Annotated in this window: 15 protein-coding genes and 3 pseudogenes; 8 read left to right on the forward strand and 10 right to left on the reverse strand. The window is 56.3% G+C overall.

Annotated elements, in window-relative coordinates; genetic code table 11:
• Positions 1–328, forward strand: a pseudogene (locus HNR00_RS25345) (DNA topoisomerase); the annotation flags it as partial.
• A 513-nt stretch (positions 329–841) separates the two neighbouring features.
• On the opposite strand, the gene HNR00_RS16575 reads toward HNR00_RS25345, so the two are convergent.
• The 3 genes from HNR00_RS16575 to HNR00_RS16585 all read right to left on the reverse strand — a co-directional run bounded on the left by HNR00_RS16575 (position 842) and on the right by HNR00_RS16585 (position 6,012).
• Positions 842–1,507 carry a DUF2290 domain-containing protein gene (locus HNR00_RS16575; protein WP_183571291.1) on the reverse strand — a complete coding sequence of 222 codons (666 nt, stop codon included), beginning with the start codon at positions 1,505–1,507 and terminating at the stop codon, positions 842–844.
• Complete coding sequence (locus tag HNR00_RS25960; protein WP_210306526.1) at positions 1,494–3,641, reverse strand: DEAD/DEAH box helicase; 2,148 nt, start codon at positions 3,639–3,641, stop codon at positions 1,494–1,496. Before HNR00_RS25960 ends, HNR00_RS16575 begins: the two co-directional genes overlap by 14 nt.
• A gap of 610 nt (positions 3,642–4,251) precedes the next feature.
• Positions 4,252–6,012, reverse strand: coding sequence for a site-specific integrase (locus tag HNR00_RS16585; RefSeq protein ID WP_183571293.1), 1,761 nt, complete (start codon positions 6,010–6,012; stop codon positions 4,252–4,254).
• 208 nt (positions 6,013–6,220) lie between these two features.
• Here HNR00_RS16585 and HNR00_RS16590 point away from each other — a divergent pair, with 208 nt between their 5' ends.
• Both HNR00_RS16590 and HNR00_RS16595 read left to right on the forward strand, forming a co-directional pair.
• Positions 6,221–6,667 (forward strand): hypothetical protein, encoded by a 447-nt coding sequence (locus HNR00_RS16590; RefSeq protein ID WP_210306527.1) that lies wholly within the window; start codon positions 6,221–6,223, stop codon positions 6,665–6,667.
• Positions 6,664–7,953, forward strand: a complete 1,290-nt coding sequence (locus tag HNR00_RS16595; protein WP_183571295.1) for a relaxase/mobilization nuclease domain-containing protein — start codon at positions 6,664–6,666, stop codon at positions 7,951–7,953. Before HNR00_RS16590 ends, HNR00_RS16595 begins: the two co-directional genes overlap by 4 nt.
• Positions 7,954–8,358: 405 nt before the next feature.
• On the opposite strand, the gene HNR00_RS16600 is transcribed toward HNR00_RS16595, so the two are convergent.
• The 4 genes and pseudogenes from HNR00_RS16600 to HNR00_RS16615 form a co-directional block, all read right to left on the reverse strand.
• Positions 8,359–9,822 (reverse strand): hypothetical protein, encoded by a 1,464-nt coding sequence (locus HNR00_RS16600; protein ID WP_183571298.1) that lies wholly within the window; start codon positions 9,820–9,822, stop codon positions 8,359–8,361.
• Positions 9,819–10,679: a hypothetical protein gene (locus tag HNR00_RS16605; protein ID WP_312886073.1), complete on the reverse strand. Its 861-nt coding sequence runs from the start codon at positions 10,677–10,679 to the stop codon at positions 9,819–9,821. The genes HNR00_RS16600 and HNR00_RS16605 overlap by 4 nt, the downstream gene beginning before the upstream one ends.
• A 485-nt stretch (positions 10,680–11,164) precedes the next feature.
• Positions 11,165–15,757: a hypothetical protein gene (locus HNR00_RS16610; RefSeq protein ID WP_183571300.1), complete on the reverse strand. Its 4,593-nt coding sequence runs from the start codon at positions 15,755–15,757 to the stop codon at positions 11,165–11,167.
• A gap of 488 nt (positions 15,758–16,245) precedes the next feature.
• Positions 16,246–16,559: pseudogene (locus tag HNR00_RS16615) on the reverse strand (IS701 family transposase); the annotation flags it as partial.
• A gap of 302 nt (positions 16,560–16,861) precedes the next feature.
• On the opposite strand from HNR00_RS16615, the gene HNR00_RS26150 reads away from it, so the two are divergent.
• Positions 16,862–17,140 (forward strand): transposase domain-containing protein, encoded by a 279-nt coding sequence (locus HNR00_RS26150; protein ID WP_246390752.1) that lies wholly within the window; start codon positions 16,862–16,864, stop codon positions 17,138–17,140.
• Between the two features lie 349 nt (positions 17,141–17,489).
• Here HNR00_RS26150 and HNR00_RS16630 read toward each other — a convergent pair whose 3' ends face one another.
• Together HNR00_RS16630 and HNR00_RS16635 are read right to left on the reverse strand one after the other, a co-directional pair.
• Complete coding sequence (locus HNR00_RS16630) at positions 17,490–17,672, reverse strand: hypothetical protein (protein ID WP_183571302.1); 183 nt, start codon at positions 17,670–17,672, stop codon at positions 17,490–17,492.
• 658 nt (positions 17,673–18,330) lie between these two features.
• Positions 18,331–18,465 (reverse strand): annotated as a pseudogene (locus tag HNR00_RS16635) (IS5/IS1182 family transposase); the annotation flags it as partial.
• A gap of 66 nt (positions 18,466–18,531) precedes the next feature.
• Here HNR00_RS16635 and HNR00_RS16640 point away from each other — a divergent pair.
• The 4 genes from HNR00_RS16640 (at position 18,532) to HNR00_RS16655 (ending at position 21,328) form a co-directional block, all read left to right on the forward strand.
• Positions 18,532–19,386, forward strand: coding sequence for a helix-turn-helix transcriptional regulator (locus HNR00_RS16640; RefSeq protein WP_183571304.1), 855 nt, complete (start codon positions 18,532–18,534; stop codon positions 19,384–19,386).
• On the forward strand, positions 19,379–20,017 hold the full coding sequence (locus HNR00_RS16645) for a queuosine precursor transporter (protein ID WP_183571306.1): 639 nt from the start codon (positions 19,379–19,381) through the stop codon (positions 20,015–20,017). Before HNR00_RS16640 ends, HNR00_RS16645 begins: the two co-directional genes overlap by 8 nt.
• 202 nt (positions 20,018–20,219) lie before the next feature.
• Entirely contained in the window at positions 20,220–20,819 is a 600-nt protein-coding gene (locus HNR00_RS16650) for a hypothetical protein (protein ID WP_183571308.1), read from the forward strand.
• Positions 20,816–21,328, forward strand: a complete 513-nt coding sequence (locus tag HNR00_RS16655) for a nucleoside deaminase (protein ID WP_376770392.1) — start codon at positions 20,816–20,818, stop codon at positions 21,326–21,328. Before HNR00_RS16650 ends, HNR00_RS16655 begins: the two co-directional genes overlap by 4 nt.
• Here HNR00_RS16655 and HNR00_RS16660 read toward each other — a convergent pair.
• Complete coding sequence (locus tag HNR00_RS16660; protein WP_183571312.1) at positions 21,308–21,877, reverse strand: recombinase family protein; 570 nt, start codon at positions 21,875–21,877, stop codon at positions 21,308–21,310. The two genes, HNR00_RS16655 and HNR00_RS16660, sit on opposite strands and share 21 nt — an antisense overlap.
• Positions 21,878–22,001: the final 124 nt, after the last annotated feature.

Below are 22,001 nucleotides of genomic sequence, written 5' to 3' on the forward strand. Positions count from 1 at the left end.
CACGTTCCTCGACGGACATGCGGGCCCCCGTGCGGCGCAAGCGGGGTCAATCACCGATTCGGGGGCCGAGCGCACCCCGAGTGAGGCGATGGTGCGCTACGCGCGCAGCCTCGCCGAGCAGCATGGCATTGCGTATCCCGCCAACCTCGCGTCGAGCTTCGACGTATGCCGCCGCTTCCTCGATGCGCATGCACCCCAAGGGCAGCCGCGGATGTCCGAAACGCAGCGGTCTGCGCGGAAGCTCAAGCCTTCAGCCGAGACATCGGCCAAGCGCAGCCCGGCGGCGCGGACCCCACGAAAGGCGAAGACTCGTCGTCGCGCTGGGTAAGTCGTTTGGCAGGACCGACGCCACGGATGTCAGCTCGCCCAGCGAGCGCCGGAGCCAAGCTCGGCTTCCGTCAACTCACGGTCCTGAGCCATTTAATGCTTTTGCAACTTACGCTGATAAGCGTATTGGGCCTCTGGTGGTGCTCAGGAAAGGACAAGTCATCCGCATCGGAATGACTTTATAAAACAGCCACTTAGCGCATCACGTACATCCCCTGTGTACCACCGCTGTGATCCATCGTGAAGCGACGAAGGTTGCGCCGAATCCTGTCTTAAGCGTCTTCCAGTTGTCGCAGAACAGCAACAAGCACGATCAGGACTATTGGCTGATTCTACCAGGCATTTCGGGCAATAGAAGACGCTGCAAATTGTGATAATTCTGTTCGATAAGCTGAATTAACAAGTATGTAATTCAAATATTTAAACAGCGATGATCAGCATGTCTGCTCTACGTAATCATTATTTATGAGCTCAGCAAAAATACACAACAATCATCCTGTGTCGCAAAACAACCTCATTTGAATGATGCCATTATATGAATATTGCGAGCTTCGCTTGTCGTAATTGTGGAGGAATATGAACACTCGAACACAGTCAGCGAGTTGCTGCATTTATTATAGGCCGTATTATAGAACGAACTTAATACGAAATGTAGGAAAAGATACGGACTTATAGGTCCCCCTACGGGGATTCGGCAATTTTTGTACTGGCCAATGGTCAGATGAGACATGGGATGGCTACCTTCGACGAATGCCTCCCTATCAAAGTCAAATCGAATAGGAGATGTTACAACATTTTTCATCAATACATCGGCATAAATCTCATCATTTTCGTATATATCAGGATTATTTTGATATTCCTCAAGGCTTGGGGATGGAAAAAATGCAAGACGGTGCTTGATTATTTCTCCATCTCGAACTAAATATTGTATTTGTATAATGCCGCCATCTGCCATATATAAGTTGTATGATTTGTTGCGCTTAATTTCTTCGTAGACTTCATTGTACGGAATATTTTTCAAAATATAAGCTAGATCGTGATCCTCAGAAAATGTTATCTCGCATGTTTTATGTCCAACGGTCCTCAAAATAGGATAGCTTTGAACATCACACAATCCAGCCTCAATTAGTTCTCCGGTTAATTTTGTGACTTCCTTATAAATATTTTCAGGCAGTCCCATTGGTCGGCCCCTTCAGCAGCATTGCACGAAGACGCTCGATTTCCCGCTCAGGAAGGTCTTCGAGCCTTATCCGCCCAGCTTCTACATCATCATTGAGCCTACGAATATTTTTTGATTGACTTTTAACACTTCGTTTTTCTTCCTCTGTCATGTCGCGATTGACAATATTAAGATACTTACGTTGTTCAGCTGTTGGATACGTGAAATCCAGGGTAAAACTTTTTGCCTGTACGTGAGAAAATTCCTCGATGAGTGTTTGCATGCCAGCACCAACGCCAAGCACCCGAACCCATGCCTTGCTGCGTGTAATACACGTAAAGAGCTGATTCCGAACGCGCGCCAGACTTCCGAAAGAATAGGCGCAATCATCTGCATTGATAATGTATACCATTCCCGCTTCATTACCCTTGGCGCGAAAAACTCCAGTAAATGCAACAGATTTATTGCTCGCATCGAAAAAAACGTCTGCAGAAGTATCAACGCCCGCAAGATGGCTATTGATTTCCAATTCCCACAATCGACGCCGTGTTTTTCCGACTTCTTTTCTTGTAGTCAAAGGGTCCGGATTGATAACAATAATGTCATCATGCTGAAGCTCATCTTCCGTGAGATTATTTTTAATCGATTGAGCTAGCCATTCAGCTTGATCGTCCTTATTATCGAAACAATAAAATTGAATTAAGTCATTAATATCAGAGTGATTTTCAAGGAACTTAGGACTCGTTCTATCCGAACGGCCAAGCTGTACCCTCTGCCCGTCTTCGAGGGCTCCATCCATGACATCATAACCCACGTCCATCCACAGCTGGCTTTGATCAAACATCTGTATGAGCCCAGTTTTTGTGGTCGGATCAGGACTCCTATAAATGCCGAAACCAAGTGCGTGAGCCGTCGCCAAGAGAGGCCGCGAGTTACGATAACACTTCTCAAGTATGATGTCCTGCTTAGGCTGCCCTTTTTGCTCGGCTACGAACCTAACTCTCGGCGTGCCGTCATTATCCCGACCGAATATTTCTTCAGGCGATGGAAGCGACTTTTCGTTGAGAGACTGCAATTCGTCATAAGCGTACACTAATCTCTTATTTTCCGTCAAGCTTTCGTAACACATTCTTAGAAAACTAGGCGCGAAATCCTGAGCCTCATCGATCAGTACCACGTCAAATATCGGCGAACGATTCGTCGTTTGCTGCAAAGCGCGCTCGCAGACATTGTCGAACTCTTTTCCAGTTGGAAAATAGCTCTTAGCACTTCGGAGGTCCAAGTACTCGCAACCGTTTGCTTGGCAGAACATATAATAGACACCCGATCTTTCGGAGTCTCCAGGGCCGCCCCAAGCATTTATTACGCGCAGATTTTCCCAGATGGGCTCTTCACCGGATTGCTCAAGAACGAATGTATTAATCAAACGCTTAAACTGATCTTTGAGCGATCGCGTATTGAATGTAACGGCAATTTTCCAATCTGGAAACTGCGCATGAAGGTAGGCCGCCTTCAAAGCAAGCACAATTGTTTTGCCAGAGCCTGCTAATCCTCTTATCCTCTGTACGCCTTCTACCGTTTCGATTACCGCACGTCCCTGCATATCATCGAGATTAGCAATCGAATCTTCGATGGCCTTAAGTTTAGCTCCCCGCGACGTTTCAGTCAGAACGCCCCTGTTACGCTTGCCGCGTCTGATAGTCGAAATTGATTGTATAACAGAAACTGCACTTTCAAATGCACCCGCATCACGCCAAACAATCCTATCTAACGCAGATTTCAAATTGTTATCGTTGCAAAGAGGATAAGTTTCGTCGACATCCGGACTTCCAGCCAGCATCGGAGCATAAGTTATAACATTCGGCGTGGCTATAAGATCACGGCCACGCATCAATGACTTATGACTCCTAAGTTTTGTTTCGAGCTTGTTTGCGCTTTCGTCCTGTGTTTCACCATATTCTGCAACGTCGCGGCCTTCGACTAAGTTGAAAATGACGACACCATTCGTGCGGCTTATCCACAACGCGTCGATCGGATAAGCGCCTTCCGGCGTAGCGATTACTGGATAGCCAATATAAAGATATCCATGGTCTTGCACATTTTTGCTCAAAATAACTTGCAAGGCGCTGACTAGAAACTGGTTTTTTCGTAACACCCCATACTGTATTGACCATGATCGTCCCTCCGGCCTTGATGCTTCAAAGCATTATTGGGAAAATATCTTGTACTCAAAATATCTTACAGGCGCAGGGTCTTGTGAGACGCATGTGATATTGGTCGTCATGGCGCTCGTATTCTCAACTTACTCGTGTAAAACTCGCCCAAAGCATTTGCCCCTGCTTCTCGCGAGCGCGGACGCTGTCTCACGACACTACCGTGGTTCACGTAGCAAGGAAAGCTTGGCCGCTCTCTAACGTTACGTTTCTTCGAACCAACCTTGAAAGTGGCGTGACGGATAGGTTCTGAGGCGTCAATACATATCATGTAATTTGCTACCTTGGCCGCAAACAATTTTACAGTATGTGTCGGAAAGACAAGTTATAATTTAAGCCTTAATATCGACGCAAAAATTTTATGCTGCCTGATTGGGTGTTTGTGGCATTCGGATCCTGAGTTCATTGACGTTGAAAACCGACTTTAAGAAGAAACCAAAATATGCGAGCCTTTCGGGGGATCGCTCATTGAAATCCTTTACGGTCGAAGGTAGGTTGATCCCGATAACCGTGTACAATTTTTTTCTGCAATCTCGCATATTCGATTAGATATCATGTAGAAAAAATTTCTTTGTATGCGATTTTGTCCATTTCGGCGCTAAGGCGGGCGAGTGAAATGCCGCAGTCGAGAGTACCATCAGCCCGTCGTTCTCGGCCATATCGGCGGCCCACGCCCCCGCCAGCGTGGCCTGTCAACGCATTGTGCACCTCCTCGCTCAATCCCGCGTCGCGGCACGCGCGCTTGAAGGTATGGCGAAACGAGTGAAACGTCTTGGCGGAGTGATCGACGACGTGCTCGCCGAGATAGCGTCCGAACCACTTCGTCCACGCCTTGGTCTTTGCATCGATGGGCGGGGCAAAAGCCGGCCAGAGAGGTGCCTTGGGAGAATGCCGTTTCGCCCGGTCGGTGACCATGTCCACCATCCCGAGCCGAAGCAACTCGTGGTGGATCGGCACGGAGCGAGCCGATGATGCCGTCTTTAGATTTTGGTCGGCGCCTTCGTTGGTGATGTCGAAGTACCAGATCCCGCCGTCGCCCTGCCGGATGTCTCCGATCTTCAACTGCGCGATCTCGGTGCGGCGGGCACCGCTGAACAGGGCGATCAGGGGGAACCAGTAGGCCGCCTCTCCCCGCCCACCGACGGGCCGCTCGCCGCGTGCAAAGACGGGCGAGGCGAACAGACGTTGCAGTTCGGCTATGCTGAACGGTTCGTAAGGCTCTCGTTCGGCGGGAGCGACGTCGAAGCCGACGTGGAACGGGTTGGTCCAGGCTGGTAACGCTTCGAAATGCCCGTCACGCTCGGCGCGCGCGAGCGCGCCGCTGAGCAGCGCCAGGGTCTTGTTGATGGTTTGCGCGTTGCGCCGGGGATACTTGCCAAGATCCTGCTTCAGCAGCTCCGGCAGCGGCAGCCGTCCGAGCCGGGCTGGGAGAGCCTTCGGCAGCCGGACCAGAGCGTCGCGGAAAGCGCGCGCGTGCGCCTTGGTGATGGCGCTGATCGGCATGTCGCCGTGCAGCTCGACGAAGCGCCGCACCGCTCGCTCGGCCTCAGCAATGGAGGACGGTTGCGGTTTCCTCGCTCCGGCGCCGCCGGCTTCCGCCCAAAGCCGTAGCGCAGCGGTCAGGGTCAAACCATTCAGTTCCACTGGTCGCTCGGGCGTTGCGACCTCGTCGCCGTTGAGGCGGGCCTGTATGCCCGCCAAGGCATCGCGCTGCGCTTTGACGAAGGCGAGTTCGAGCTGACGCCACGCAGGATCGTCCGGCGCGAGGACGATGCCCTGCGCCTCGACCGCGCGATTAACGAAGGCGCTCGTGGACGCGCCCGGTCGCATTTGCGCCGCCTGCTGCCGGGTGTAGCGATCCAGCTCATCGACGAGCATTCGGTAGGTGCGCACATCGTCGAGCGTCATGCCGAGGCCGTCATGCGGTGGCTCCTCGTCACGCGCCAAGTCGAGGCCGAGGCCCTTCGTGCGGATGGCTTCGTCTTGGCCGAGGAGATGGATCTGGTGATCGCGTGCCAGGGCACCGATCTGGTCCGCATTGATGCCCGCGACCGGTCCATCGCGCAGGAAGCGCCGCGCTTGATCGATGAGCCGTTGCGCCTCGGCGATGTGGGCCAGAACCCGTCGATCGGCCGTCGGGCCATCGTTGGTTTTCAGCGAACGGATGAGCTCGGTCTTGAAGCGCCCGGTTCGCACATTGACGAGTAACGCCAGCGTATCCGGCCACGGCGGTGCGACCGGTTTGCCGGAGAGGTCGTCGGGCAGAGGAAAGCGAAACTCGTACCGGCCAGCGCGGCGCTGAACGAACTTCATGCGGCCCATCGTACTTGGTCCCGTAGCACGCGAGTGTAGCACGCGCCGAGGGGCAAGCACCTGAAAACCAACAATTTCTAAGCTGACAACACGTTAAGCGCCAGCTGGCGCGCCTGGACGGAGAAACGTCGAACGCGCTCTTCGAGACTTTGGCGGATTGGAACACCTGCCTGTCGAAGCAGAAGGTTGATTTCGGAGGGCCCCAGCCATGAGGCCCGATCACCAAAAACCCCAGACCACGCTCCGGCAAGCCTTCGAGGCAGGTGCCACATCGCCGAGGCGAACGGCCAAGCCTTCCCCCCGCCTTACGCTGCGCTTCACCGAAGCCGAGCTTGACCGGCTCCAAGCCGCCGCCGCTGACATGTCGCTGAGTGCCTACGTCCGCAAGGTCCTGTTTTCCGGTGACACAGCTCCCCGCAAGCGGCGCTCGCATCGACCGGTCGCGGATCAGGAAGCCTTGGCGCGGGTTCTCGGCCTTCTCGGCCAGTCCGGCATCGCCTACAACCTGAACCGGCTCGCGAGCGAGGCTCGCACAGGGTGCCTGCCTCTCGATCCGCCGACGTTGACCGATATCGAAAAGGCCTGCGCGCATGTCCGCTCGATGCGCGACCAATTGGTCGCGGCTCTCGGCCTGATCGAGGGCCGGTCGCGGTGATCCTTAAGGCCAGCCAGCGCGCGGGTGCCAAGCAGCTGGCTTGGCACCTGCTCAACGAGCGCGACAACGAGCACGTGAGCGTCCACGAGCTTCGCGGATTCGTCGCCGACAATCTCGTGGACGCCTTCAATGAATCCTACGCCCTCAGCCGCGGCACGCGATGCACGCAGTTCCTTTTCTCGCTCAGCCTCAGTCCGCCGGAGCGCGAATCGGTCCGGGTCGAGGTGTTCGAGAAGGCGATCACGGACATCGAGGCGAAGGTCGGCCTCGCCGGTCAGCCGCGGGCCATCGTCTTCCACGAGAAGGAAGGCCGCCGCCATGCACATTGCGTCTGGTCGCGCATTGACCCCGAGCGCATGCGAGCGATCAACCTTTCGCATTTTAAGGTGAAGCTACGTGATGTCTCGCGTAAGCTCTACATCGAGCATGGCTGGCGGATGCCGGCCGGGCTGATCGACAGCGCGGAGCGCGATCCGCTGAACGTCAGCCGGGCGGAGTGGCAGCAGGCCCGCCGGACCGAGCAGGATGCGCGTGCCCTGAAGGCCCTCTTCCAAGAATGCTGGGCGGCGTCGGACTCGGCTGCCGGCTTTCAGCACGCGCTCGACGCGCGCGGTCTCATGCTCGCGCGTGGCGACCGCCGGGGAGTCGTCGCGGTCGATTTCCGGGGCGAGGTCTACGCGGTGGCGCGCTGGGCCGGCATCCCGACCAAGGCGGTGCGCGCGCGGTTTGGCGATGGCGCGATGCTGAGACCCGTGGCCGAGGTTCGGGCGCAGATAGCGGCTCGTCTCAATGAGAAGCTGACCGGCTTTGCGGACGAGACCACACGGGAGTTCGAGGAAGCAGCTGCCCGCCTCGAAGCCAAGCGGCGCAGGATGGTCGTGTCGCAGCGGGGCGAGCGCCGCGATCTTGCGGATGCACAGGCACGCCGCAGCGTCGAGGAGGCGCGCACAAGGAGCCAGCGGCTCCGGAAAGGGCTGCTCGGGATTTGGGACCGGGTCGTCGGCCGTCATGCCAAACTCCGGCGGCAGAACGAGATTGAGACGGACGCCGCAGCGCGGCGCGATGCCGTCGAGCGTCAGGCCTTGATAGACCGGCAGCTTGCCTGTCGGCGCGAGCTTCGGAACGAGCTACGCGCCACTCGCAGCGCCCACCTGGACGAACTGACGTGGCTCAAGCGAGATTTCGTCGAAATCGACTCGATGAAGCAGGTGGATATGACGGCTGAGGTCGGGCCACACACCGATGAACCCCACAAGCGTCGCCGACGATCCGGCCCTTCCTTTTAAGGCCATAGAGAATGGCGTCATCGACGCCTTCTGAGGCGTCGATGCGATGGCAGCCAAATTACTCCGGCCGGTGCGGCGCTCAAGTCCCGAAGCCGTCAGGGGCCGAAGGCCGGACTTGAACGGCGCGCCGGCCGGAGTGACCTCCACGCCTTCAAGACGCAGCGCCTTGCCGGCAATGCCGTGTACGAACGCCTATCCATGGCCGACGACGCGCGTCACCATTTCGAAAGTCTGCTCTACTGCCTGAAGCAAGCGTGAAAGGACGGGTACGGCGGGAGACGACAACCAGCCTGACTAGCACTGGACGGCCGTCGAGGTGTGGATTACCGCGCTGACCAACAAGGAGGTCCATTTTGATACAGCGACCGGGCGCTACCTGCAGGACTGATCGGTGACAATCGGTGCCTATGATTGGCGCGAACCCTCCGCGCGTCTGGACACCGAGTTGACGGCGGTTCCGACGCGGTCGAAGGGCTCGTTGTCCATCGGCCGCAGGTCCGGGGGGCATATGAGTGACCGTCGCTGTCCCCCCTCGATCCGTTCGGCATCCACACGGCCCGCGGCGGCCACATAGCGCTGTCCGTCGATGTGCAGCGCGTCGGCCCATTGAGCGACGCGTTCCAGATTATCCCGGTCGAAGAATTCAACCGCATCGAGCACGGAATCTCGCACCCTTAGGACGCGCGTCACGAGTTCCCGTGCGTTGCGCGTCACACCGAGCAAGTCTCGTCGCGTCGTCGGCGTCCGCGGCATCGCAAGGAATGCGTCCACGAGTGGAAGCACCTCCCTCATGGCTTGGCCGAGCGCCGGCGAATTCGAGAAGAGCACGCTGCCCCTCAGCGTTCCGAGCGCGCGGGTCTCGCGCTTCCTCAGGGGGCTTTTGTCTACCGCAGGGGCGCGGCCGCCTCTAGCGTGGAACTCGGCCCGCTCGCGCTCGCCGAGGCTGGCGTACCATTCGCGCGCTTCCTGCTCGCGCTCCCGCCGCCTTTCCTCGGCAGCATAGTCGCGTGCCTCGACGGTCACGGCCAGGATGCCGTCGTGGCGGGAGATGACCGACTTGGCTGCCGACACTAGCCCAGGGTAGAGCGTCCGCAGGTCGACCCTCAACGCGTCGAAAGCCCGGACCGCCGGGTTTTTCGGCAGCCCCGCTATCCAGTCACGATGGGCGCGCAACGTGTCGGCGAGATCGCGGATCACCCGGAGATAGGAACCGCGTTCCTCCAGCCGCTCCCGGCCCGCAGTGAAGGATTGCCAGTTCCCCAAGCCGAAATGCTTGGCACCGCACTCGTGACCGATCAGGTAGCGCCGGTCCGCCTCGTCCCGGAAGACATAGCCGCGCTTGTGCCGATGCGCAAAGGCGCACGCGACCATGGCTCCGACCTCGTACCGGCCCTCGTAGGTCAGCCATTGGTCGGCCGGTGGTGCCCCCTGCGTCACGTTCTCCAACGCGAGCGGATCTGCGATGACAAACGTCCGATCGACCAATTCCGCGTCGGAAAGGTCCGGGACGCGCACCTTTGTGTAACCGCCCTCGGGCGGGACCGCCCGGCGGGCGCGCACGCGCGCTGCCGGAGCGGTCTTGCGGTTGCGCGCCGCCGGGTCGAGAGTCGTACCATCCAGGATGGTCGTTGCGTCGACCATTGCGGTCTCGAAGCCTGTCGATCTGAGATCCGACCCGGTGAAATCGAACCCGCGGACATCCTCGCCCCCCAGAGGCCAACCCCGCAGGTCGCGGTGCCGGAAGTCCGCCGCAGGATCGAGCCCGCCGGCTGCCACCAGCGCCCTGAGCGTCACCTCAGTGGCGTCCCACACCGCGGCGACGCGGTCGAGCGCTCTGGATGGGATGCATACGGCGTCGAGGGGCGTCACGGATCGTCCCCGTCGGGTTGCGCCCGCTCAAGCGGTACGGCGAGCGACTGGACGGCGATCAGGAATTCGCCGTCGGCGACTGGGAAGCCGGCGTCGCGCTGCGCCTCGCCAAGCGCCTTCGCCATGACGAGGCCGGCCACCCTCGCCCTAAGGTCGACCTTCGCTGCCGAATGCTCCCTGGCCGCCTTCGACGACCGCTGGCGCAACGCGGCCTCCGCGCCCGTGCGGTCCGCCTCCTCGACGGGTCCGGCTGGACCATGCACGAAGACGTGACCGAACGATGCCGACACGGTGGCGGTGAGGACAACCGGTAGCGACGCACTACCCCTTGCGACAACGCAGAGCTCGCGCACCTCACCGTCCTTGTCGCGTTCCTCCCCGAAATACGTGCCCTGGAGCCGGCCGTCGTCCCTACGGGCATCGCCACGCGCCGGATCCCCGACTTGCCAGCGGTCCTGGCCGGACGTGACGATGAGGTCGACGACCGGCTCGCGCCTGACGACATCCTTCCGTTCTTCGTTCCTTCTGGCGGAGCGCTTGTAGCGACCCGTCAGCCGTCCGATAAACGAAGGCTTGAACGGGTTCGCGTCGACCGACGCCTCGATACCGATGCCCGCGTCCCGCTCCCTTCCGCTGCTGAGCGTCTCCGTACCGCTGATCTCGAAGCTTCCCTTACCGAGTCGGTGCTCGTAGCGGGAATGAGTCGCCACCTCGCAGTTCTCGCGCTCCAAGGCGACGTGGCAAGCGCGCATGGAAATGATGTAATCTCGTCCTGCGATGCGCAGGGCAGCCGTGCCGCAACTGAGCTCGAAGTCGACCCGCATCGCGTCGTAGGGCTCGCCCTGGCGGATGTTCACGCCGACGCCCGCGAGATGGTGCAATCCCTTGGCATGGGTTGGCCCGATCTTCTCTACGCGCGAGACGGCCCCCTGCGATTCCAGGTCCGTTGCAACTCTCTTACGGATGCGTGACGTCGTGGGCACGGCAGGGATGGATCAAGGATGCAGGAGCGCAAGCATACTACAGGAACGTTACAAGAACGAGAGCTGTACGTCGCCATCGACAGGAATTCGGCAGGCGTCTCGGCTGGGAGATGTGTCCGCGTCCTCGTGTCAGCGGGACGCCCGATCCTGAGCGGCACAGCGAGGGGCTCGGAGCCCGACGCCCATGAGCGGTCCGCTCCCCCCTCCGCCGTCCCGCCATCGCCCTAGAGTACTCAACGTTTTCGGCATGATCGATGCCGCGGAAAAGTTTATTGTTAAGAGGTTCTATCTTCATCAGAGAATTCGGTACAAAATTTATTAATAATAAAAGTTTGTATGGAGTTGTTTCGAGGAAAATGTTATCCAAGTAGCTTGGTTACGAAAATCGGAGCCGGCGCATCGCGCCCAAAGAGCTTTTTATCCCGTTTGCTCTGGCGATTTCTGTACGTATTCGACAGATTGCTGATGCTGCTGGCTCGGAATTGCTTCATAGGCCAGCTCGCATCACTGTGATCATTCCGCCATAGCTCGAAACGGGTATCGACGATTTTCTCGAACTGCACCTGGGACTGCCAATAAACTTTGGTATCTTCGGTTGCTGCCATCTGGGCGTACCAATGCCGCGCCCATGCGTTGCGTTCATAGGCATAGTGGGCGGCGCGGCAGGCCGCGCCCAAGAGCCCAGGCTGGTCTGCGAAGCGGGACAGTATCTCTGACGCATGCGGTCCCTCGTCGGAAAAGCCAGCAACCATGATCCCGCGAGCGATCTCGGCAGGCTCCTCACGACCGACCTTTTCATCGATGTATGCAGATAAAAAATCTTGCTTGCCATACGCCGAAGCCGCCAACACCTCATCGAAAAGGGCCGCGTCCGTTGTCGCGCGGTCCAGTCGGCCACGGCGCTGCTGATCGAGGATGTCGTTGCGGTCCCCGTCCCACACCGCCTTGGCGTCAAGTGGAACGCCGGCCCGGTACACGTATCGCACGACCGGGCGACCGTCTTCGGCCTTCGAAAAGAGCGCCTTAGCCTTCTCGGGATCATTGGCCGCAAAAACATGGGCGAGCGCGAGCATCAACGGCTGCAGGAGCGGAATTCGAGCATCAGGTAGAGCGACAAAAAGTCGATACCATTGGTCTGCCAGGTCGGGGGCTGCCGCTACAAGCGCATTAAAGGCATCGATACTTAGCTCGTCAACGATGACGCGCGCATCGGCAACGGATAGCTGCCTGTCAAATTCGACATAGGCGTGATAGCTACGACGCTGTTTTTCCTCAAATTCTTCAGTGCTTTCGTCCAACTTGCGCATCAAGTCCCGGAGATCTTTCGACGGCGTCTCCCGTTCGCGCAGGCTGCAGAGGCTTGGTTCCTCAGGTCGATCAGATCGGACGAGCTTCTCGATGTCCGGGGCCGTGATCATGCCATCGAAGCCGATCGCCCGGCGGATCGAGGCATCGATCCTGTGCGCGACCGACAACCGGGCATCGGCGTCATTGAACGTTTGCACAGCGCGTCCGTACAGCCGCGGCGAGATGCGCTGCAGCGCGTCTTCGTCGCCCACGATGCCGCGGGCCGCCGCTTCGAGCAGTGCCCATGAACCATACCAAGCCTCGTAGCCGTTTTCCGCCGTCGCGGCCGCCGCATTCCAATCGCTACCCGCCACGGCGGTTAGAAGCGCATGATCACCGCTCTGTCCCGCAAGCCCGAGCGCCTGCGTGCGCAAACGGTCGCTCGTTGACGAAGTCAGGAGGGAAAGCAGCGCATGATGAACATTTGCCGAAAGTGCTATCCGAGTTGCCTTGGCAACAACTAGCAGAACGTAAATCTGGTCGTCGTCCCCTGCTTCCCATGCCGTGTCAAAAGCTCGATCAAAAATCGTCTGATCAGGCGCGCCGATCATGTCAACAATTTCCACCGTCAGCTGATGCGCCTTGCTCGCTTCAATCAAGGCTTCGAGCTTCTCTTCAAAGCTCAAAAATGGGAATGCAAGCAAAATGTGATACAAGCTTGTAAACCAAGCTTCATTTTCGGATATTCCTGCGAGACTATTCGCCGCGTCGCGTTCCCGCCATTTTGTGAGCAGCGCGTCGGCGTAGTCGCGCGAAAGCAGCGCATGATGTGCGCGAAGGCCATACAGTCCCTGCTTCAACTTGTGGCCGGTACGGTTGAGCACGTCCTGCGCATATTCGCGGTGTTTGCCCACGGCAACGGCTGGCTCGAAGCGGGCCACGCCGGGACGGGCGTCACGGAAGAAATGGTCTTCCATCCCAAGCCCCATATGGATGTGAAGCTTGCTCGGATCGATCGCCGCGTAGCCGCTTGCCGTCTCCCCAATGTTGTCGGGCTTCGCAGAACCCGGGTCACAGGGATCGGAGGCGCAGTATTTTTCAATCAGCCGCCAGCCTTCGAATTTTGGCCTGTCCTTGGTAAGTTCATCGATCAACACGCGAGCTTTCTCGGCATCCTCTGGCGCACCTGTCGCACGATAGAGCGTGTTCAGCGCCCATTGACCGGTTGGAGATACGCCGCGGTCCCGCAAGGCAGTGCATTCAGTAACGAGGGCTATGCGAGCGGCTTTCCAATCCACCAAATTGAGGCTGACAAGATTGAGAAAGTCGCTGTATGGCGCGCTATGATGGGAGTTGAGCGCGTAAGCAAAACTCCAGTTGACCAACGCGGAGGCAAAGGGTGCGAGAGGCTTACCAGCAAGCAGATAAAGCCCTAAACGCCACAGCGCGCTAGGATCTTCGTCGATATGGGACAATCGATCGTATAAGTGCCGTTCGCCAGGCGATAACGCTGCGAGCTTATCGTCAATCGCCTTCTTGCGCTTCAATCGATCTTCCTCAACCTGCTCAGCCGCGTCATGCTCAGGACGCTTTGTCATTCCGAGTTCGGGCGCGAGCGAGCACGTCGAAAGCCATGACCGAATAGCGGCGCTGATGACCGGCCAAGCCGCATCGTCGTCTCGCGCGGCGTGAATAGCCGCATGCACCCAATCGAAGTTTGGTTGATGGCCACCTGTGGCACACAGGCGTGCGGCAGCAGCGAGAAAACCCTGTGGCCGCCGCCGAGCCATCGCTGCAAATGCGGGATGTTTGGTCTGATCGGGATTTTGCAGCTCCGCGAAGGCGCTCACGAGCGCTGCCGCGATGTCTGCATCGTAGGCGTCGTCATCGACCGAGGTTACGTTCAGAGCTGCGAGGAGAACGTCAGCCGTGTCGTCGAGGGCCGCAACCGGTTCGAGCACGGTCGCAAGACTCTCCTCAAGATTACGCCCGCGTCGTTTGGCTACGCGGAGAAGATCAGCAAGCGAGAACCCCAGCGCGAGCGTCAGGCCATCTTCATGGATTTCGTACCGCCCCGGCTCGCCTGCGAGGCCGTGAAAAAATCGGCCATCCGCGACCGCTTCGGCTTCAGATTCGAATACGCGCAGGTCGTCTGTCTGCTGGCGTTGGATGCGGTCCAAGACGATCTGGGCATGTTCCTGAAGACGACGGGCAAAGGTGTTTGCGGGCAGAAGCGACGGCGCATCCCGTTCGCTGGCGCGCATGTGTTCGAATAACAGACGACTAATGCTTAGTTCTTCCAAAGCTGCGATGTCGTGGCCGAGGATATCGAGCGCAATCCCCAGCATTCGCGGATTCTGGAGCGACGTCGCCACGTCCTGCTGGATCGTTGCCGGATCAACGCCACGCCCGCGCAAGATGTCATCACGCTCGGCAGGTGTCCATTCAGGGACAATGATCTCGACCGGCCTCGTCACCAACCGTCCAACGACCCGATCACGAAAATACGGCGTGCGCGAGGTGACGATCAGCGAACCGCCGAGAGCATGCAGGTCCGCAGCGAGACTGTCTAGAACGCGTCCCCAATCGATCTCCGGCTTTTGGTTGATGCCGTCCACGATAACCATAAGGCGAGGATGATCGGCGGCGGCCACGCTGCGCCATTGATCCACCCGGCGCCGCCAGCGTTCGCGGCCGGCTTCCGTGAACCGATCCCCGGATTGCTCGATCAGCTTGGCGATGAGGCGATCGTTCACGTCTCGTTGCCAAAAGCCATCTGCGAATTCGTCCGCGCCGAGCACCACCATCAGCGGCTTCCGATCGCACCCAAGCCATGTCTGGGCTACTACCCACGACTTTCCGCATCCTTCGTGACCGAGCACAACGCCGACTATGGGCTCAGGGGGTGCTTCGAAAAGAGAACGCAGCGCCGTGGCGATCGCTGGACGTTGAAGAACGGTCGTTCGGCCGGCATCGCGTGGCGCGAGCGGCTGATTGAACATCCGCCGTGCGCGGTCGCGATCAGAGAACGCGCTTGTGAGCCATCGTTCGTTGCCAGCCTGCGCCAAGGCTGTCGCCATCGCCGGGGCATCGAGTTCGGTGCGTATCCGCCGTGTGTGGCTCTCAAAATCGCCGTGGTGCCGAACTGCTTCGAGAGCGGCTTTCACTTCGGCACGCGCCGTGGCATCCGCCAAATTCGCATCGAGAAAGGCCTCAGCCCTCGCGCCGCCCATGGCTATAGCGGCGGCCAGCGGTGGGATGTCGTTTTCCAACCAATCCAGGATAAGAACGCTGATACCGTTCCTACGTCCGTCGGCCCGCAAATGTTCGGCAAGTTGAGCGCTCACTTGTGTTGTAGCGCACAACACCCAAGCCAAATCCGCAAAAACTCCAGTTCGAGCAAGGTCGGCGATTTTGGTGATGACCGCCGGTCGATCTATTCGCCCGCCGTAGAGTTTGGCTTCAAAATAAATGGCCGCATCGTCGTAGACGGGCTTGCCATCGACACCAAATTGCAAGCCACTGCTTGCGAGGCGAAAGGGCACACCTGTGACTTCACGCAAAACGGCTGCGACGAGCCCTTCGAACCCATCAGCGCCCGTAGGCTTGAGCTTGAGGAGGCCTTCTTTTAATTTTTCCAAGTGGGATATAAGCGATGGGTCCATTTTTCTTGTCGATCGAAGTGTAAAGTGTAGCGTGGGCAGAGCAATTCGGCGGCCTTAGATCCGGCGTCGCCGTTGAAGTAAGTTGATAGCCCAAGCGGCGATGCACGGCCACCCTGGAGCTGCGTCGCCCCTAGGCTCGATGCCGGGTGCGCAGCTGCCGGGGGGATGGAACGGGGGCCTGCAAGGCCCCCTTCCCAAGTGGGTGTTGGCGGCTTGTCCGACAACACACATCTTGCGCGCAGCGGTAGCAATTATGCTTTATTTGGCATTAAGGTTGCGTTTTTAATTGAGGAGGCGGAGGGTTTTCTCTTGGTGGCTTTCGGCGCCGCCCCCGTTTGGTGTCTACGCCCGGTCGTTTGAGATGGGCTTGGCGAGCGGCGGCCTGATGGGCCCTCGCCAGAGCGACCATGCGACGACGTGAGCAAATTGAATGCGCTGCTGCGCCATTCGCACGGCGATGCGGCGGATTTCCTGGGTGGACCAGCGAATCAGAGGGCGCGCCGATGCGTTCGGATCTTGCTTTTTGGGGGCGCGGCATTGGCATGGTGACGGATCACCGCCAGCAGGGCGAAGGCCATCATCATCAAGCTGACGTGCCGGTGCCAGCCGTGCCAGGAACGGGTCTCGTTGTGATCGAGCTCGAGTTCGGTCTTTGCGGTCTCGAACGCGTCCTAAATGCTCCAGCGCCGCCCCTTGATGGCGACCAAGGTCGTGATCGGTGTGCCGGCCGGGCACCACGTCGTGAAGTAGGCCCGTTCGCCGTCGCTCAGGCTGCACGGATCAGCAGACCGCGCGTCCACAGTTAGACCCGCTCCCACTTCTATATGAACGACGGCCAGGGGGGGCTGCCTCTACACCAAGCGGCTCGACCGCGGCCGCTTCCTGTAGCCGGCCGTTGCGGACGGGGCGGTTACGATCTCGACGGCGCAACTTGGCTACCTGCTCTCGGGCATCGACTGGCGCATGCCGCAGGAGAGCTGGCGTCCGAGCGCTCTCGGCTGAGGATAATGCGTTACGGCGCTTGAAGAATATGCTCATCTCTTCAGTGTGCCGAACGCGCCCGAGCCCCCGCCGCTTCCCACGGATCTCACCGCCGCCCATGCCATGAACTTGGCCGAGCGGGCGGCCCGGCTCGCCTCGGAGATTGCGGTCGAGCAGCTGAAGCTGGAGATCGCCCGGCTGCGGCGGGAGCGCTTCGGGACCTCCTCGGAGCGTAGCGCCCGGATCTACACGCTGATCGAGACCGCCAAGCTCAACCGCGTCGACCCGCAGGCCTGGCTCGCCGACGTCCTCGCGCGGCTGCCCGATCATCCGGCCCGAGGCCTCGACGACTTGCTCCCCTGGAACTGGACCCAGCCCCACCCTCAGCCGATCGCCGCCTGACACGCCGCCTCAAAGGAGACCGCGGCCTTCACCACAGGCATACCAGCAGTCGGGCGGTGCGCTTACGGAAATGCTACTCGCCGTTCCAACTTAAGCAGGGCATTGAAGGACGCAGTTGGCAGCTTCTGCAGCGCAGGCAGTTTGGCGGGAAAACTTCCGAAAATATCTACGTCAGTACCAAGCTCTCGAATCGGGTTGCCCGAGATATTTTGTGAGATAGCCCCGTTTTTATTGCGAGAGATAGCCGGAAAACCGACTAATACAACTAAATCAATGTGAAATCAGTTTGCATTGATAATAGTAATGGCGATAGAAGACGAGCATTTGCGCTCGCCTTTCAATTTTTGATCTAAATACAGATCTGTTTTGATTGTTTTTCTGCCATAGAGAAGGAAATTATTGGAACTTCGTCAGGAATTTTGTTAGGAATATTGAGATCGTTTGGTGGAAATATGCTTAGAATTAGTTCAAGGACAACGCCAACAAACTCGCGGAGAACGGCATTGAGCAGCGCCTTGAGGAAGCTTCTCATCGGATTCCTCCCTTGGGAAACCTACGTGTAAACTAAATTTCCGAAGTTAGCAAGTAAATGGATTTCTGGAGGGGGCCCTTGCCCTTTCAGTCCTCGCATCTGCTCAGACCCGCCAGTCTGCCTCAGCGACATCCAGCGAGGCGGTCTGGGGCGCGCTTAGATGCAGGTCCGCCGTGGTAGTGTTTGATATCTAGCTGTTATCCGTGACTCCCCGCTTCATAAGGGCAATGTGAATCACCTGACGAAGATCATAGTACCCGCCAAGACAAAGAATGTGAGCGCTGACAACGGTGCAGCTTCGTAGCCAAGGGCGGGCCTTCGGCCACGGGCGATTCAGTCAAGGGTCCACCCAATGACTCGGCGACGTATTTGAACAGCAGAACCCTTCTGCTCCAAGCCTTTCAGGTGCTTCAAGCATCTCTATCGCGTAGAAGTGCTAGATCTGATGCGTGGTACTCGATCCAAAAAAACTCTGTTGTACATAGGCTCCTCATACGCAACGGAGCGTTTGTGCGGGAGACACAAAGTCGGCCGATCGAGACCGTAACAACCGCGTTCGAAACTAGGCCGCCGACGCCGCAGCAGGCAGGGCAGAAAGCGTTGATTTCGCTCACAAAGGACGACCATCGCCGCCGTGGGCAAACATCTCGCAAGGGATGCCCTTCCGCCTTTTGTCCGGATGGATGATCTCGACAGTGAGGGTGGTGGCTTTGCCGACGTGCTTGCCTTGATAGGTTTGATCCGCAAAGCAGTGGGTCAGGAACGGCCAGAGCCAATGGGACGCCCGCAGCAAGGGTTGACGTAGGAGTAAATTAGATTAACCTGCCCCCAAGGGATCTTGCAGGTCGAGGAAGAATGTATGGCCAAAGAGGATCGAGATCTCCTTGCCAAGCTCGATATAACCCAGCGGCAAGTCGCTGAAATGTTGGGCGTCACCCCGCAGCGAGTTTCTCAAGCAGCGGCGAACGAGCAAGTTGTTTTTTTTACTCCAGATCGCGTTAGCGAACTCATCAGTATTTTTAGACGCGAGAAGAACGAGAAGGCGGAAATTTTAGAAAACTCTGTTCTAGAGATTTATGGCCCGTCAGACAAGTATATTAGATCCGTACTCAAGGGTACTATAGAAGCAGAAAGAGATCCATTTAATGAAATTGGCGAACGAGCATCTAATTTAACTAGTTCTTTGCCTTGGCCTTGGCCTGCAGCGCATGAACTGTGGCTATTCACATCATCGCCGCGCGAGTTAGATGATCCAGAATATTTGAGTCGTCTCGAAAAAAATCTCTTTAGAACAGGAGAAAAAAGTCAGCAGATTGCGATTACTAGAATGGTCTATTTCATACCTCCAGAACTCTGCGAACCTTTATCGCGCTATCTTGGTAGAATAATAAGCAAAATACCCTCTTCACAGCAAAGATTGTCATATATTGCCATCGTTTCATCTGTATCTGTATCAGAATCGCCAAAAGTCGTCATATTTAATCCGCGCACCAGCAACCCGTGGGGCGTAGTTTCTACTGCTGCAGATCTATTTGCGCCTTTGGACGAGAGCGATGTTAGAATTATAATTTCATCTCTACGTAGAGCCGGTATAGCTGGACTTCCTACAGAATTAGTAACAAAACTAACTCATGAAAAAACAACAGACGGAAGATACAGCTTGTGGTGGGAACATTGGCGAGAGCAAGGTACCGAGGAGAGCCCTCATGAATAGAGACATGCCCTTCGATAGATATTTTCTTTTTCTTTTGAGTTTTCATACGGCCCTATTGATTTCAAGCAATGCTGCAGGTTCCAAAATATTTGCTCTGCCTTTCGGCTTTTCAGCCAGCGCAACAGTTATAAGTTACATGGCCAGCTTCATTATACTGGACTCGGCAGCAGAGCTGTATGGTAAAGTTTATTCACGAATGATGATAAGCTTAGGACTTACGGCTTTGATTGTGTCCGTAGTCGTTTTTGAGCTTGCTATTGCATTACCTCCTGCAAGCTTTTGGACAGGTCAGCAGTCTTTTGAGACTACGCTTGGATCTTCATGGAGGATTGTTGCAGGTGGATGGGCCTCATACATCATTAGCCAAAATTTAGATTTGTGGACTTTCTTTATGATAAAAAAACATTACCCAGAATCTGGGCTGTGGTTGCGCGCATTGCTGAGCACATTGTTGGGACAATTCTTAGATACCATCATATTTATTGTGATTGCTTTTGCTGGAACCGCGCCAATTTTCGATTTGATATTTGGGCAATATTTTGTCAAAGTAGTCATGGCTGGCATATCCCTGCCTCTTGTTCTACTTATGGTTCATATCGGGCGACTACAAATCAAAAAACCGAGCAGCTGATATGATAAACAATGACACGCTTATCCGAAGATTTGGTAGCAAATTTGGGATTGATAAAAGAGAAATTTTAGAATTTCTCGATTTCTACAACAGGGATTATTCAAAGTACGACAATAGAATATATAGTTGCATCGAAGTTAGACTTACGCATTGGATAAATCAGCAGAATCGTACATGGTTCGGCGAAAGAATTAGCATTCTCATGGACGAATTGTACGAGCTTCGCAATGTTTTATTTATAGATGTTGGCTTTTCGATACCTTACCTTCTAATGCAAAAAAGATTTGCTAATAGAAATGACATATTTTCCATTCTTATTGACAAGGAACAAAACTGCAAAATTTTTTATGATTTTATAAATCAAACCGTTCATCAAAACCGATCTGAATTAGACAGTGTCATTATTGCAGATATAGAATATGAGGAAGATCAAAAGTCAATTATTTCATTTGCGAAAAATATTGTTCAAAGAGAATCCGTAAATGTATTATTTATTTGTGGCTCTGAGTTGGTCGAGCACTTAAATGATAAGGAAAATTTCTGGACTTTTTGCAAGGGTATTGAAGAGATCGGAGTTAATACACTCTGCTATGTCACATTGCCTATCGGCAAAAAAATACCTTCGCATAACTTCCATTTTATCGATGAAGATTGTGCTTATCTCGAACTCGAAAAACACATGATTTTGTCAAAAATTGAAGTACTCCGACCAAGCGCAGATGCCGTTTCGCCGTACTTGACTTCTTGTTTTTGTGCATTTGGTAGTATCAGGCACCTACCAGAAGAGGGAAACTCCAGATGATTTCCCGGGAAATCGATTTGCGACACATGACCCGCTGTCTTCAGATAGCGCGTTCGTCAGCAAAGAGGGGGGAGTACCCCTTTGCATCCTTGATTGCGTGTGGCGAAAAAGTACTTGTAGAAGCCGAAAACAATGTGACTGAAAAAGGCGATGTAACGCAACATGCTGAGCTGGTGGCAATATCCCGGGCGCTAATACTAAAATACGGTCTCAGTTCCCTTGAGGGATGCACTCTATATTCTTCGGTAGAACCGTGTGCAATGTGTAGCTTCCCGATACGTGAGTCTCGATTGAGTCGTGTTGTTTATTCGATTTCATCCCCCTTAATGGGCGGGCATTCTAGATGGGGAATTATGACGGATAAAAAAATATCTGATTGTCTGCCGGAGTTTTTTGCTGATCCACCTGAAATACTTTCCGGAATTCTTAGAATTGAGGCGATGAATATCTGGAAAGAATTTTACCCGGATATTTGGAAAAATTTCGAGCTAGCTAACATTTTTCGATAAGCCTCGCTCGAGTGCACGAGTCAGTGTCCACGGTCGAACTTCGAATTGCCGGGCTAACGCTGTGAGCGTTTGCGATTGATCAGCTAGGGCGGCGCGGGCGAGTTCGAGGTGGGCGGCGGTAAGCTTCGGTGGGCGGCCGAGGCGCTTGCCTCTCCGCCGTGCTGCGGCCAGCCCCTCCTTTGTCCTCTTGATCAGCATCTGCCGTTCGAAGGCGGCGTTGGCGCTCATGACGGTGTAAACATACATACCCTCCGGAGTCGCCGTATCGACCTGAAGGTTCACGATCTCGAAGCCGATGCCGCGTGCGAGAAGTCGCTCCGCTGTGCTGACAGCGTCGATGACGGAGCGGAAAGCGCGGTCGAGGTCGAGCACGACGAAGGTGTCCCCCGGCTCTATTTCGTCCATGAGCGCGTCGTAGACCGGCCTGCGGCGACTCGTGGCGGACACCGTCTCGATGCGTAGCGCGTCGCAGCGCGATTCGAGCGCGTCGATCTGGCGGTCAGGCCGCTGCTCTTGCGTTGAAACCCGTAGGTACCCGATTTTTCTCATGTTTCTCTACCGCCGGGGTCAGGCTCCTCGCCGCCCCGCCCCTCAAAATCGACCCTTTTTGAGGTGTCATGTCCGATGGCCTCCCAGCCTCGTCTTGCCAGATCAAATCCACGATCTTGCAAGT

The sequence above is a fragment of the Methylorubrum rhodinum genome (genome assembly GCF_014199935.1).
Lineage (GTDB): Bacteria > Pseudomonadota > Alphaproteobacteria > Rhizobiales > Beijerinckiaceae > Methylobacterium > Methylobacterium rhodinum.

What these genes read in the sequence shown, in the direction of transcription:
- HNR00_RS16575 (WP_183571291.1), bottom strand. Translation starts at nt 1,507, where the DNA reads ATGGGACTGCCTGAAAATATTTATAAGGAAGTCACAAAATTAACCGGA.
- HNR00_RS16585 (WP_183571293.1), bottom strand. Translation starts at nt 6,012, where the DNA reads ATGAAGTTCGTTCAGCGCCGCGCTGGCCGGTACGAGTTTCGCTTTCCT.
- HNR00_RS16590 (WP_210306527.1), top strand. Translation starts at nt 6,221, where the DNA reads ATGAGGCCCGATCACCAAAAACCCCAGACCACGCTCCGGCAAGCCTTC.
- HNR00_RS16610 (WP_183571300.1), bottom strand. Translation starts at nt 15,757, where the DNA reads ATGGACCCATCGCTTATATCCCACTTGGAAAAATTAAAAGAAGGCCTC.
- HNR00_RS26150 (WP_246390752.1), top strand. Translation starts at nt 16,862, where the DNA reads ATGAACTTGGCCGAGCGGGCGGCCCGGCTCGCCTCGGAGATTGCGGTC.
- HNR00_RS16630 (WP_183571302.1), bottom strand. Translation starts at nt 17,672, where the DNA reads ATGAGAAGCTTCCTCAAGGCGCTGCTCAATGCCGTTCTCCGCGAGTTT.
- HNR00_RS16640 (WP_183571304.1), top strand. Translation starts at nt 18,532, where the DNA reads ATGGCCAAAGAGGATCGAGATCTCCTTGCCAAGCTCGATATAACCCAG.
- HNR00_RS16645 (WP_183571306.1), top strand. Translation starts at nt 19,379, where the DNA reads ATGAATAGAGACATGCCCTTCGATAGATATTTTCTTTTTCTTTTGAGT.
- HNR00_RS16650 (WP_183571308.1), top strand. Translation starts at nt 20,220, where the DNA reads ATGGACGAATTGTACGAGCTTCGCAATGTTTTATTTATAGATGTTGGC.
- HNR00_RS16655 (WP_376770392.1), top strand. Translation starts at nt 20,816, where the DNA reads ATGATTTCCCGGGAAATCGATTTGCGACACATGACCCGCTGTCTTCAG.
- HNR00_RS16660 (WP_183571312.1), bottom strand. Translation starts at nt 21,877, where the DNA reads ATGAGAAAAATCGGGTACCTACGGGTTTCAACGCAAGAGCAGCGGCCT.